The following is an 11895-nucleotide window of genomic DNA, read 5'->3' on the forward strand; positions in this document are numbered from 1 at the left end:
CATCGGCAGAGGAACCCACCGCCCTGCCCGAACATGGACAGGGCGGCGGCGCTCTCAGACGAGGGCGGGGAGGATCGCTTCGATCCGCTCGCGCTGCGTCTCCAACCCGGCCGGGAGCTTCAGCGCCTGGCCGAGGCTCTCGGCCGGCTCGTCGACGGCAAAGCCCGGGATGTCGGTCGCGATCTCGAAGAGCACGTGGCCAGGCTCGCGGAAGTAGACGGAGCGGAAGTAGTTCCGATCCCTCTGCTCCGTCGTGCGGATGCCGTGGTTCTCCGCGAGCTTGCGCACCATCTCCTCCTCAGCCGCGTCATCGGCGGCGCGGAAGGCGACATGGTGGACAGAGCCGGCGCCCTGGCGCGCCGGCAGGAAGCCGCCAGCGACGCGCAGGTCGATGACGTTTCCAAGCGAAGCGCCCTCAGTGCGGTAGCGAATGAGCGTGTCCTCGCGGCCGATCTCGCGGAAACCGAAGACGTCGCTCAGGATCGCTCCCGTGGGAGCCGCATCCTCGAGCAGCAGGCTGACGCTGTGGAAGCCGCGGATCGCATGCTCCACCGGGACATCGCTGCCAGCCCAGGCGGGCTCGGCCTCGATGCCGGGCACGCCCACGAGGGCAAGCCGCATCCCGTCGCGATCGCGGAAGGCCAGCACCGTCTCGCCGAAGCGCTTGACCGGCGCATCATGCGGCACGCCATGCTCAACGAGCCGATGCGTCCAGTAGCCGATCGCAGCCGCGGGAACCCGGAACACCGTTTCCTGCGTCTCGCCGACGCCGAGCCTGCCGGGAGCGGCATGCTCCCAGGGGAAGAAGGTCAGGATCGTCCCCGGAGCCGCGGCGGCATCGCCATAATACAGGTGGTAGGTACCGGGATCGTCGAAATTGACGGTCTTCTTGACCAGACGCAGGCCGAGCACGCGGCCGTAGAAGTCGAGATTGCGGCGCGCCGGGCCGGCGATCGCCGTGACATGATGAATGCCGTTGATCTGCATGATGAAGCTCCTCCAACGCTCGCTTGGGGGCAATCCCCTTGGGCGATCCCCTCGGGCGATCCCTTGAGGCGGTCGCCTCGTTGGCCAGGAAGATTGGTCCGGTGCAGCCAAAGCGCCAGAGTGAAGTTATTGCACATCTGCAATGTAATCATTGTCATTTCACCGTTTGCATTGCAGAACGGCGAGAGCGATCTCTTGTGGCGAGACCAGCCCGGTCCCGCTCCTGGAGACTGCCATCATGATCGACAATCGCCTCGCCCCTTATGGTGCCCTTGGCCTGCGCGTCGCGCTCGGCCTGATGTTCATCGCCCATGCCTATCTCAAGCTCGTGATCTTCACCCCGGCCGGTTTCGCCGGCTTCCTCGGACAGGTCGGCCTGCCGACTTTCCTCGCCTGGCCGATCATCCTGGCCGAGCTCATCGGCGGCCTTGCGATCCTCACCGGCTTCTATGGCCGCTATGTCTCGATCCTGCTGCTGCCGGTTCTGCTCGGCGCGCTCGCGATCCACGCCCCCAACGGCTGGGTCTTCAACGCTCCGAACGGTGGTTGGGAGTATCCGGCCTTCCTGGCGCTCGCCGCGCTGGCCCATGGCCTGATCGGCGACGGCGCCCTGGCTCTGAAGTCTGCGCCGCTGCCGGTTTCGGCCAAGCCCGCCGCAGCCTGAGCGACACGGCCCAGCCTGCTGCCTCATCGCCGCCATCAGGGCCAAGGCCTTGATGGCGGCGAAGCCATGCCTGACAGTACCCGCATGAACACGCCGAACAAGACGCTGCCGACCAAGACCTTGCCGACGAAGGCGCTCGCCTGGGATGATTTCCGCCTGATCAGGGCGATCGCCGAAAAGCGGGCCCTGCCGGCCGCCGCGATCACACTCGGCCTGAACCATTCGACCGTCTTCCGCCGCCTCGGCCAGATCGAGGAGGCGCTCGGCATCAAGCTGTTCGAGCGCCATCGCAGCGGCTATGTCGCCACGCCTGCCGGTGACGAAATGGCGCAACTGGCCGAGCGGTTCGACGGCGACATCAATGCGTTCGCGCTAAAGCTCGCCGGGCAGGACATCAAGCCCACCGGCGAGTTGCGCGTCACCACCAACGACACGCTGCTGGTCGACCTGCTGACGCCGGTCCTCGCCGCCTTTCTGGTGCAATGCCCGGACATCCGGCTGGACATGCTGCTCAGCAACCAGTCGCTCAACCTGTCGAAGCGCGACGCCGACGTCGCGATCCGGGCTACCGACAACCCGCCGGAGACGCTGGTCGGGCGCCGGGCCGCCCGCATCGCCTGGGCGCTCTATGGCCGCGCCGCCGATTTCAGCGACGCCGGCACGGTGCCTATCGAAGAGCTGTGGAAGCATCGCTGGGTCTCGCTCGGCGAGCAGTTCGCCGGGCTGAAGGCAGTGCGCTATCTCGCCCAGCATGTCGCGCCCGAGCGCATCGTCTACAAGGTCAACACCGTGCTGGGTCTGTCGGAGGCGGTCGAGGCCGGGATCGGGATCGGCTTCCTGCCCTGCTTCATCGCCGATACGAAGCCCGGCCTGACGCGGCTGGCGGCGCCCGATCCCGGCTTCTCGGCCGATCTCTGGCTCCTGACGCATCCCGACCTGAGGCACTCGCCACGCGTCCGCCTCTTCCTCGACTTCATGGCTGTCGAACTCGGGCGGATGAAGCCCCTGATCGAAGGATCGCTGGCGATCTCGCCGCGCGGCGCGTCCGCTCCCTCAGAACCAGCCGAGGTTGCGCCATGACCGGCGACTGGGGCTTCCTCACCGTGTTGCTGCTGGTCTCGATCCCGCTGGGCTTAGCGCTCGCAGGCTACTGGGCTCATGGCCGCTTCAGCGACAAGCCGCCGAAGGTCCCGCCGGGAGATCCGGGAAACCCGACCTGAACGACGAACGCCCGCGACGGGAATCCGTCGCGGGCGTCACTTGCTGAAGGAACGGACGCCGTCAGGCGGCTTTGCGGTTGATGCCGGACTCGGCAAGCTTCGAGAGCTTTTCGTCCGCCGCAAATTCCTCGTCGAGGTTCTGCTGGAGCAACGCGGCGCAGTCGGCCCGGCCGAGCTGCTTGGCCCAGGCTGCGAGCGTGCCGTAGCGGGTGATCTCGTAATGCTCGACCGCTTGGGCGGCGGCGATGATCGCAGCATCGAGCACCTGCTTGTCTGCGACTTCGCCCGCAACCTCGTCGGCTTCCTTGAGGATGCCGTCGATCGCCGGGCAGTTGACCGCCTTCACCTCGGCGCCATGCTGCTTGAAGACCTGCTCGAGCCGCTTGATATGGCCCTCGGTCTCGGCCCGGTGCGCCTCAAGGCCCTGCTTGAGCTTGGCGTCGGTCGCCTTCTCGATCATCTTCGGCAGGGATTTGTGAATCTGCTTCTCGGCGTAATAGACGTCCTGCAGCTGATGGACGAAGAGATCATCCATCGTCTTGATGTCCTTGGAAAAAAGTCCCATGTCATTCTCCTGTCGCGTGTCGATGGGCTGAGACAGGCCGGCATGCCCTGGAGGCGATGCGCTTCCCCTGGAGCGAACGTATGCCGCCGGGATGGGTTCCACTTCGGCCGACATCTTTGCCTCTCGCGGCTGTTCGCTTGCGGACACGATGTCAGTCCCCGTTCCGTCCCGGCGCAGCTTGCTCTACGCTCTCCTCATGGAGATGCTCGTCCCCCTCATGATCGGCCTGACCCTGATCTGGCTGATCGGCCGCGGCACGCCGTGGAACGCCAAGGTGCTCACGCTCGCCGTCACGCTCGCGGTGATCGTGCTCATCGTCCTGCTGGAGCGCAACGGCTACTGGCCCGAGGATTGGCGGCGACGCTGAGCCGGATCCGATCAGATTGCTCGGCAATCTGATCGGCGCGCGCTCGAACCCGGCCGTCTCAGGCGACGAGCTTGAGCCCGACGATGCCGGCGACGATCAGCCCGATGCAGACCAGCCGCATCACGGTCGCCGGCTCGCCGAGCAGGACAATGCCGAGAGCGGCGGTGCCGATCGTGCCGATACCGGTCCAGACCGCATAAGCCGTTCCGACCGGGAGTTCCTTGAGCGCGAGGCCGAGCAGGCCGAGGCTGACCACCATGCTGGCAAGTGTCAGTGCCGTCGGCATGAGCCTGGTGAAGCCGTCGGTGTATTTCAGGCCGATCGCCCAGCCGACCTCGAACAGACCGGCGATGAAGAGATAGAGCCAGGCCATGACGGCGCTCCTCGTGAAAGGGGCGAGGTCGTCCACGCCTGGAAGGGAAGCGCCGAGGATATTCACTGGCGCCAGAGGTCGTCCTCCGCAGCCGATCTATCCCGCAAGCCAGCCGCATTCAAGCGTCGCTGGCGCGACGTTTTTGCCTGTCAGGCGGTCTCGGCCGCAGGCTGGAGTGCACGGTCGAGGATGCGCTTGCATTCACCGAGTTCAGCCATCACGGCGGTCAGAAGCGTGATGTCGTCGAGGCCGGGCGGCACCTGTGCCCGTGCCTGCTGCTTCGGCCCGGCGTCGCCCGGAGGGCGCGAGGAGGCGCCTCCTCCCTCCGACGGCGGAGGGCCGATCGGCGCGCCGCGGCCGATTGCCTGGACATGGCGCGGCCCCTGCTCCTTGAGGATGCGCTGCAACCCCTTGATCGTATAGCCCTCGCCGTAAAGCAGCCGGCGGATGCCCTTGAGCAGCGCTACGTCGTCGGGGCGATAATAGCGCCTGCCGCCCCCGCGCTTGAGCGGCTTGATCTGGGAAAAGCGCGTTTCCCAGAAACGCAGCACATGCTGGGGTATGTCGAGGTCCTCGGCGACCTCGCTGATGGTCCGGAAGGCATCTGCGCTCTTGGTGTCCATGTCGGCCTCGGTATCGCCGTTGTGGAACTCCAGGCTCACTCGTCTTCACCCTCGCCCAACTGCCCGTTGATGCGGGCCTTCATCACATTCGAGGGCTTGAACACCATCACGCGACGCGGCTCGATCGGAACTTCGACACCCGTCTTGGGATTACGCCCGATTCGCTCGCCCTTGTCGCGCACGACGAAGGACCCGAACGAAGACAGCTTGACGTTCTCGCCACGGGCGACTGCGTCGCAAATCTCATCCAGCACCGCCTCGACGAGCTTCGACGACTCCGTCCGAGACAGCCCAATCTTCTGATACACGGCCTCGCACAGATCGGCCCGCGTAACCGTTTGCCCCGACATCCATATCCTCCAAGGCGTTATGCGGCCGATGGGCTTGCCACCTGCTCTCGCCATTACGGACGGCGGACGCTAGGCGCAGCCGCTGCCGCGGTCAATGCTCGAACGGGCGCATGTGCGCCGCCCATATAAAAATTGCATGAAAATGGCTAGAAAATCGGGAAAATCCGATCAATTTTCTGCCTTGCCGGCTTACCAGCGGATCAGCGCCGACCCCCAGGTGAAGCCGCCGCCCATCGCCTCGATCAGGACGAGCTGGCCACGCTTGATGCGGCCATCGCGATGCGCCTCGGCCAGCGCCAGCGGGATCGAGGCGGCCGAGGTGTTGCCGTGGCGATCGACGGTCACCACGACACGCTCATGGCCGATGCCGAGCTTGTCGGCGGTCGCGTCGATGATGCGGCGATTGGCCTGGTGCGGAACGAACCAGTCGATGTCGGCGCCGCTCAGCCCGGTTTCGTCAAAGGTGTGCCGCACCGTCTCGGCGAGCTTGACGACGGCATGGCGAAAGACCTCCTTGCCCTCCATGCGCAGGAAGCCGACCGTCTTGGTCGAGCCCGGCCCGCCATCGACATAGAGCTTGTCCTTGTAGCGCCCGTCCGAGCGGATATGCGTCGCAAGGACGCCGCGATCGGCCAGCGTGCCCTCGCCCGGCGCCGCCTTCATGACCACGGCCCCGGCGCCATCGCCGAAGAGCACGCAGGTGGTGCGATCCTCCCAGTCGAGGATGCGCGAGAAGGTCTCGGCCCCGATCACCAGTGCCGCCTTTGCCGCGCCCGAGGAGAGGAACTTGTCGGCGGTGGCCAGCGCGAAGACGAAGCCGGAGCAGACCGCCTGGAGATCGAAGGCTGCACCGTTATCGATGCCGAGCGCCGCCTGGATCTGCGTCGCCGTCGCGGGAAAGGTGTGGTCCGGCGTCGCGGTCGCGACGATGATCATGTCGATCTCGCTGGCGTCCATGCCGGCATCGCTCAGCGCCGCCTGCGCCGCCCTGAGGCCGAGCGTCGAGGTGGCCTCGCCCTCGGCCGCGACATGGCGCTGGCGGATGCCGGTGCGCTGGACGATCCATTCGTCGGTCGTATCGACACGCTCGGCCAATTCGGCATTGGTGACGATACGGGCTGGAAGATAGGAGCCGCAGCCGACGATCTGAGAACGCAGGATAGACAAATACGCGTTTCCCTATTGGGCGGCGGGTGCTTGCGCAGCCGCTTGCTGCATCGACGCTTCCTGACGCGCCGAGGCCGCGACCATCTCGCGGACCTTCGCCATCAGATCCTCGCGCGCCATCTCATAGCCAAGTTCGGTCGCGCTGGCGAAACCGATCGCATCCGTGCCACCATGGCTCTTGATGACGATGCCCTCGAGGCCGAGGAACACGCCGCCATTGACCTTGCGCGGATCCATCTTGTCCTTCAGCGCCGCGAAGGCGCCGCGCGCGAACAGATAACCGATCTTGGCCATCAGCGAGCGGCTCATCGCAGCCTTAAGATAAGAGCTGATCTGCCGGGCGGTACCCTCCGCCGTCTTAAGCGCGATATTTCCGGTGAATCCCTCGGTCACCACCACATCGACGGTGCCCTTGCCGAGATCGTCGCCCTCGACGAAGCCGTGATAGCTCAGATGCGGCACGTTGCCCTCGCGCAGGATGCGCCCGGCCTCCTTCACCGCCTCGACACCCTTGATCTCCTCGACACCGACATTGAGCAGGCCGACGGTCGGGCGATCCAGATCGAACACCACTCGCGCCATCGCAGCGCCCATCACCGCAAGATCGACGAGATGGCGGGCGTCCGCGCCGATGGTCGCACCAACATCGAGCACGATGCTCTCGCCGCGAACCGTCGGCCACAGGCAGGCGATGGCAGGACGGTCGACCTCGGGCATCGACTTCAGGCAGAACTTCGACATCGCCATCAACGCGCCGGTGTTGCCGGCGGAGACGGTGACGTCGGCCTCCCCGGTCTTGGTCGCGTCGATGGCGCGCCACATCGAGGACTTGTAGCGGCCATAGCGCAGGGCCTGGCTCGGCTTGTCGTCCATCTTCACCGACACTTCGGTGTGGTGGAAGGTCGTGACGGCCTTGAGCTTCGGATGCTGGTCGAGCAGCGGCAGGACCTGTGCCTCATCCCCGAAGATCACGAAGCGAGCATCGGGGCGGCGCTCCAGCGTCAGCGCGGCGCCGGGGATGACGATGGAGGGGCCGTGATCCCCGCCCATCGCATCGAGCGCGATTGTAACCGGTCGTGTCATGGAGTGATGGTTGATCCCAGGAGCGGCCGACCTTCATTCCGGGGCGGCTCGATGCGGGCGGGACAATAGCGAGTTAGGCGTGAGCCGCAAGCCATGGTTAAGAGGGCAAGCGCCGTTATTCGTCGCGCTTGAGCCGCGCAAGCGCAGCGAAGGGCGATTCCGGCGGCTCTTCCGGCGCCGGCTCGGTGAAGGCCGCGCCGGGCTTGCGCGGATAGGGATCAAGTGCCAGAGCGAGGAATTCGAGCGTCACCGCGCCGAGATCGATCACGCCGTCGACGATCGGCTCGGGCGGGTCGTCCTCGTTCAGGCGAACCTCGATGTCGATCTCGCCATCCTCGTCGGCGCTCCGGCGCCGCGGCGTCTCGGGCTCTTCGGGAGCGAAATCGAGCTTCAGCGGCACGGAGAGCGTCACCGGGAAGGCATCGAGGGTGACGATGCAGGTCTGGTGCAGCGCCGCCTCGATCTCGCCCTCGAGCTTGACCCGCTCGCCGTTGCGCGTGAGCAGGTAGCGCGCCTCGAGCTTCTCAACCGACGGCAGGTCGAGCATGCCGGCGACCCCAGCGCATTCGGCCGCATCGGCCTGGACCGCGATCCGGGACCCGCGCTGCTTGATATCCTCGATCCGGACGGGCCGGCGCAGCGGCAGGGGCGAGGCGGCATCAGGCGCCATGGCTGGCCTCCATGACGGCGGGCGCCGGAAACAAGGCACCGTCTTTGAGGATCGCTTCCAGGTCGAGCCCGGCCAAATGCGCCTGGGCGCGGCCGGCATAGGCGGCGAGCATGATCGCGCCCTCGCCCGACGTCTGATCGGCGCTCGCATTGCGGCGCAGCGCTTCGACCAGATCCTCGGTGCGCTGACGTTCCAGCGCCGTCTCATAGGCGCGAATGCGGCCATAGAACATCTGGCCGATCTTCTTCATGCGCTTGGGCACGGCGATGTCGCTGATACCGCCATTGCGGAAGCCGAGTTCGAGATAGGCAAAGCACGCATCGACCAGCTCCTGCGCCAGATCTGCGGCCGGAGCCGGCAACTCGCGCAGGCGCCTGAGCACGAGGAAGACGTGCAGCGTCAGCGATTCGAAGCGTCCCTCGAAATTGTCGGGAATGCCGCCGGCGAGATAGAGCGCAGGCTGGCGCGACGCCTCGGCGATGCGCTTGAACAACGCATCGACCGGCGCCTGCCTGTCTTTCCGCTTGCCGAACAAACCAAACATTCGAAACCGCATCTCCGGCTGGCGGCCGGGAAGACGTCCTTGCCTTGCCAAAGCCATTCTCGGGCGTTACGCCAACCTCCACCCGTTTGACAAGCGGCGCGGGCCTTGCACCCGAGCCGCAACGCCACTGGATGCTGTCCGAATGATCGTCGTCTCCCGCCGTGCAGCCCTCCTTGGCCTTCTCGCGACATCGTCCCTCACCCTCGCAGCCTGCGGCCCCAATGCCGGCGGCTTCAAGCTGGCGACCTCGGCCGGCATGAACGAGGAATTCCAGCGCGGCTTCGTCGCCGACGAGGCGCTGATTGCGCAGGTCAAGGTCGGCATGGACGTGCAGCAGGTGCTCACGATCCTCGGCACGCCCTCGACGACCTCGACAGTCGGCAACCGGACCTTCTACTACATCGGGCAGACGGTGCGCCGACGCTTCCAGTTCCAGGACCTGACGGTCGTCGACCAGAAGGTGCTGGTGGTCTATTTCAACAAGGGCTTCAAGGTCGAGCGCATCGCCCATTACGGCTTGCAGGACGGCGTGATCTTCGACTTCATCAGCCGCACCACCGCGACCGGCGGCGAGGAGCAGAGCTTCCTACGCAACCTCTTCCGCGGCGTGACGAGGTTCACCCCGTTCGGTTCGTAATGCGGCGCGTCGAACGTCTGATATTAAGAGGCAGCGGACACGGCAGACTATTTCCCGCTAAGTTCGAATGACGATTCGCGAGCGGGAGCCGAAATGCACGGTCCGGCCATCTTGGTCAGAACATTGTCGAAGGCCGACCGGCGCGATCGTTTCGGCAACGATTGGCAGTACCATTCGCGCAGCGATCACCATTCCAAGGTCGCGTGCTGGGGCATCGTCTTCGACCTGTTGAGGTCGAGCCCGTTGCTTAAGCGCCATGTCGAGGCGGGCGTCGTACATTTCGGCATCAATCACGAAATGCGGGATTTCGTACACGACCGGAAGAAGAACCTAGATCTCGTCCTCTGCACGGCTTCGTCCGCGCCGGTGAAAGCCGAGAAGACGCTCGCCGCGATGGCGGCTGATTACGGTATCATCCTGAGCGAGGCGGAGAAGGCCGAACTCGAAAAGCTTCCTGCTCTCGGCCGTGCACCCGTCGGCTCGGTGCTGATGGCACTGGAGGCGAAAGCCTGCATGACGGCGCATCAGCGCGCCTTGCCGAGGCTCTACGACGAACTCAACTCGTCGCACCTGACGGTCCATGGGGCGTCCGACCAGGCCATCGCGGCCGGCTTCGCCATGGTCAACATCGCTTCGCGCTATCTCAGCCCCGACCTCAATAAGAAGAATCGCGCAACCGATCCGGAATGGAGCGAGCACCGCCAGCCGCGGGACGCCGAACTCGCCGTCGACAAGATCCGCCAATTGCCGAAGCGCTCGAAGACCGGCGACACCGGTTACGACGCGCTCGCCATCGTGGTGATCGATTGCGTCAACGATGGTTCGCCAGTGGGGCTCGTCTCGTCATCGCCGGCACCCCAGCCCGGCGACATCTATCACTACGCCTCGATGATCGACCGGCTCGCCCACATCTACGCGACGCGGTTCAAGGATCTTGGATAGCCTCTGGGTCAACGCGTCCGGCTTCGCGACTTCGCATTCCCAGATCATCGCTACCCTGAAGCCCCTTGCGCGCAAGGCTCGAATGGACCGCGCGTCGCGCGCTCGATTGGCAATGAACTTCGCCGTCCAGAATGCGGTGTTGGATTTCGGGATCGTGGCACGTCGGCAATTGGTGTGATGGTGCCAGAAACAGCCTTGAACGAAGATCGCCCATCTTCGCTTGCGATTGGCGAAGTCGGGCGAGCCGGGCAGGCTGCGAACGTTTAGTCGGTAGGCGTGCCCGAGCCGTCGCAGAATGCCGGCGACGGTGAGTTCGGCACCCGTTCCCTTCTGCCGCACACTCGCCATCAACGCGCTACGGCTTGGATCGGGCGGCTCGGGCTGACCCGTCATTCCGCCGCGAGCAGCGTTGCGGTTCGGGCTCGGCCGGAGGGCGACGTCACGCCGTCCTCGACTCGTGCGAGATGAGCGCGGACGGCTTCGAGGAAGCCCGGCACGAAACGCAGCGAGCTGCGCTGCGTGCGGGACAGGAAGCCGCGCGTCGCGCGCGCGGAGAGGGGCTTGCCCTCAAACCGAAGGAATTCAGCCAGAGGCGGCCGATCGGTCCAGACCGGGAAGCTGCCGATCTCGACGGCCCATCGCCGGTCACCGTCATAGCGCGCGGCCTTCGGCCAGCGGCCGCCGTCTTCGAGAGAGCGATCGCGCGATAGCTCGTGAACGCCCGGCTCAGCCAAACGCGTGCCCAGCCAACGCGCCACCGGCTGCGTGACTGCATTGCCGACGAGCGACCAGCGGATGGAGGCACGAGCGACCTCTTCTGCGGGCTTCGTCCAGTCTGCCGCGAACCCCTGCAGACGTTCGGCGTCGCGGATGTCCGGCGTCACGAGTCCGCCGCCGGGCAGCAGGATCGCCGGAGGGGACGCGATTCCGACCGTGGAGCCGTTCTTGAGCGTCGGGACCGCATCCGGCGCCCAGCCCAGGCCGCGCACGCCCTCAGTCCAGTAGAATCCGTGTGCTTGCCGGTCGAGGCTGGTGGCGTTCGCCGGCGGCGCAACGTCGTCGGGGAACAGGACGCCGGCGGGATCCTGATCCGTCAGCGTGGCGACGAAGAGCACGCGCTCCCGGCGCTGCGGGACCATGCTCAGCGAATTCACGACGCGATAGGCCCAACGATAGCCACGTTCCTCGAATGCTTCGACGAGTGTCTGCAGTGCTCGACCCTTGTCGAGGTGGAGCATGAAACTGACGTTTTCGAGCACGACCCACGGCACCGGCCGGCGATCCAGCAGGCGGAAGACGTGGCCGACCAGGCCCGAACGCGTTCCGCCGATGCCTGCGGTCAGCCCGGCCTGCGACAGGTCCTGACAGGGAAAGCCCCCGACGAGGAGATCGGTATCGGCCGGCAGGTCGGTGAGTTCGGCCACGTCACCGGCGATCGGTACGTCGGGAAAGTGCCGGTTGAGAACGGCGCGCGCCGGGCTCCAGACTTCGCAGAGCAACTGCGATCGATGTCCCGCGGCCGCCAATCCCTGCTCGAGCCCGCCGATTCCGGCGAACAATCCGGCGACCTTCATCGCTTGCACTCGCTCCCCTCGCCGCTCTTCGCCGAATCAAAATCGATGACGCCACAGCAGACCACATAATTCTTTGCAGGTTAATCTGTTCTCCCAATGTTCGCAATGCAGACATTCCGGAGGCGGGAG

17 protein-coding genes are annotated in these 11895 nt (G+C 65.7%); 6 read left to right on the forward strand and 11 right to left on the reverse strand.

Annotated elements, in window-relative coordinates; all coding sequences use genetic code 11:
- Positions 1 to 54: 54 nt before the first annotated feature.
- Complete coding sequence (locus AC1RMY_RS17785) at positions 55 to 987, reverse strand: ring-cleaving dioxygenase (protein WP_492866735.1); 933 nt, start codon at positions 985 to 987, stop codon at positions 55 to 57.
- Between the two features lie 238 nt (positions 988 to 1225).
- On the opposite strand from AC1RMY_RS17785, the gene AC1RMY_RS17790 reads away from it, so the two are divergent.
- The 3 genes from AC1RMY_RS17790 to AC1RMY_RS17800 all read left to right on the forward strand — a co-directional run bounded on the left by AC1RMY_RS17790 (position 1226) and on the right by AC1RMY_RS17800 (position 2871).
- Positions 1226 to 1651, forward strand: a complete 426-nt coding sequence (locus AC1RMY_RS17790) for a DoxX family protein (protein ID WP_492866737.1) — start codon at positions 1226 to 1228, stop codon at positions 1649 to 1651.
- 66 nt (positions 1652 to 1717) lie between these two features.
- Complete coding sequence (locus tag AC1RMY_RS17795) at positions 1718 to 2731, forward strand: LysR family transcriptional regulator (protein ID WP_492866739.1); 1014 nt, start codon at positions 1718 to 1720, stop codon at positions 2729 to 2731.
- Positions 2728 to 2871, forward strand: coding sequence for a hypothetical protein (locus AC1RMY_RS17800; RefSeq protein ID WP_492866741.1), 144 nt, complete (start codon positions 2728 to 2730; stop codon positions 2869 to 2871). The genes AC1RMY_RS17795 and AC1RMY_RS17800 overlap by 4 nt, the downstream gene beginning before the upstream one ends.
- Before the next feature lie 61 nt (positions 2872 to 2932).
- Here AC1RMY_RS17800 and AC1RMY_RS17805 read toward each other — a convergent pair whose 3' ends face one another.
- Positions 2933 to 3436: a YciE/YciF ferroxidase family protein gene (locus AC1RMY_RS17805; RefSeq protein ID WP_492866743.1), complete on the reverse strand. Its 504-nt coding sequence runs from the start codon at positions 3434 to 3436 to the stop codon at positions 2933 to 2935.
- Positions 3437 to 3584: 148 nt separating this feature from the next.
- Here AC1RMY_RS17805 and AC1RMY_RS17810 point away from each other — a divergent pair, with 148 nt between their 5' ends.
- Positions 3585 to 3803: a hypothetical protein gene (locus AC1RMY_RS17810; protein WP_492866745.1), complete on the forward strand. Its 219-nt coding sequence runs from the start codon at positions 3585 to 3587 to the stop codon at positions 3801 to 3803.
- Positions 3804 to 3861: 58 nt separating this feature from the next.
- Here the strand turns inward: AC1RMY_RS17810 and sugE are convergent, their stop codons facing one another.
- The 7 genes from sugE to AC1RMY_RS17845 all read right to left on the reverse strand — a co-directional run bounded on the left by sugE (position 3862) and on the right by AC1RMY_RS17845 (position 8613).
- A complete protein-coding gene (gene sugE / locus AC1RMY_RS17815; protein ID WP_492866747.1) occupies positions 3862 to 4176 on the reverse strand; it encodes a quaternary ammonium compound efflux SMR transporter SugE in 315 nt (104 codons plus the stop codon).
- A 149-nt stretch (positions 4177 to 4325) separates the two neighbouring features.
- A complete protein-coding gene (locus tag AC1RMY_RS17820; RefSeq protein ID WP_492867185.1) occupies positions 4326 to 4799 on the reverse strand; it encodes a MerR family transcriptional regulator in 474 nt (157 codons plus the stop codon).
- Between the two features lie 35 nt (positions 4800 to 4834).
- Positions 4835 to 5149: an integration host factor subunit alpha gene (locus AC1RMY_RS17825; RefSeq protein ID WP_108050887.1), complete on the reverse strand. Its 315-nt coding sequence runs from the start codon at positions 5147 to 5149 to the stop codon at positions 4835 to 4837.
- Positions 5150 to 5338: 189 nt separating this feature from the next.
- Positions 5339 to 6316 (reverse strand): beta-ketoacyl-ACP synthase III, encoded by a 978-nt coding sequence (locus AC1RMY_RS17830; RefSeq protein ID WP_492866749.1) that lies wholly within the window; start codon positions 6314 to 6316, stop codon positions 5339 to 5341.
- A gap of 12 nt (positions 6317 to 6328) precedes the next feature.
- A complete protein-coding gene (gene plsX, locus AC1RMY_RS17835) occupies positions 6329 to 7399 on the reverse strand; it encodes a phosphate acyltransferase PlsX (RefSeq protein WP_492866751.1) in 1071 nt (356 codons plus the stop codon).
- A gap of 115 nt (positions 7400 to 7514) precedes the next feature.
- Complete coding sequence (locus tag AC1RMY_RS17840; protein ID WP_492866753.1) at positions 7515 to 8069, reverse strand: YceD family protein; 555 nt, start codon at positions 8067 to 8069, stop codon at positions 7515 to 7517.
- Positions 8059 to 8613, reverse strand: coding sequence for a ubiquinol-cytochrome C chaperone family protein (locus AC1RMY_RS17845; protein WP_492866755.1), 555 nt, complete (start codon positions 8611 to 8613; stop codon positions 8059 to 8061). Before AC1RMY_RS17845 ends, AC1RMY_RS17840 begins: the two co-directional genes overlap by 11 nt.
- 142 nt (positions 8614 to 8755) lie before the next feature.
- Here AC1RMY_RS17845 and AC1RMY_RS17850 point away from each other — a divergent pair, with 142 nt between their 5' ends.
- Both AC1RMY_RS17850 and AC1RMY_RS17855 read left to right on the forward strand, forming a co-directional pair.
- Positions 8756 to 9250: an outer membrane protein assembly factor BamE gene (locus AC1RMY_RS17850; RefSeq protein ID WP_492866757.1), complete on the forward strand. Its 495-nt coding sequence runs from the start codon at positions 8756 to 8758 to the stop codon at positions 9248 to 9250.
- A gap of 93 nt (positions 9251 to 9343) precedes the next feature.
- Complete coding sequence (locus AC1RMY_RS17855; RefSeq protein ID WP_492866759.1) at positions 9344 to 10192, forward strand: hypothetical protein; 849 nt, start codon at positions 9344 to 9346, stop codon at positions 10190 to 10192.
- On the opposite strand, the gene AC1RMY_RS17860 is transcribed toward AC1RMY_RS17855, so the two are convergent.
- Positions 10094 to 10585: a very short patch repair endonuclease gene (locus AC1RMY_RS17860; RefSeq protein ID WP_492866761.1), complete on the reverse strand. Its 492-nt coding sequence runs from the start codon at positions 10583 to 10585 to the stop codon at positions 10094 to 10096. The two genes, AC1RMY_RS17855 and AC1RMY_RS17860, sit on opposite strands and share 99 nt — an antisense overlap.
- Positions 10582 to 11766, reverse strand: coding sequence for a DNA cytosine methyltransferase (locus AC1RMY_RS17865; RefSeq protein WP_492866763.1), 1185 nt, complete (start codon positions 11764 to 11766; stop codon positions 10582 to 10584). The genes AC1RMY_RS17860 and AC1RMY_RS17865 overlap by 4 nt, the downstream gene beginning before the upstream one ends.
- Positions 11767 to 11895 lie beyond the last annotated feature (129 nt).

It is taken from the genome of Allobosea sp. GW822-FHT03F07, assembly GCF_058801345.1.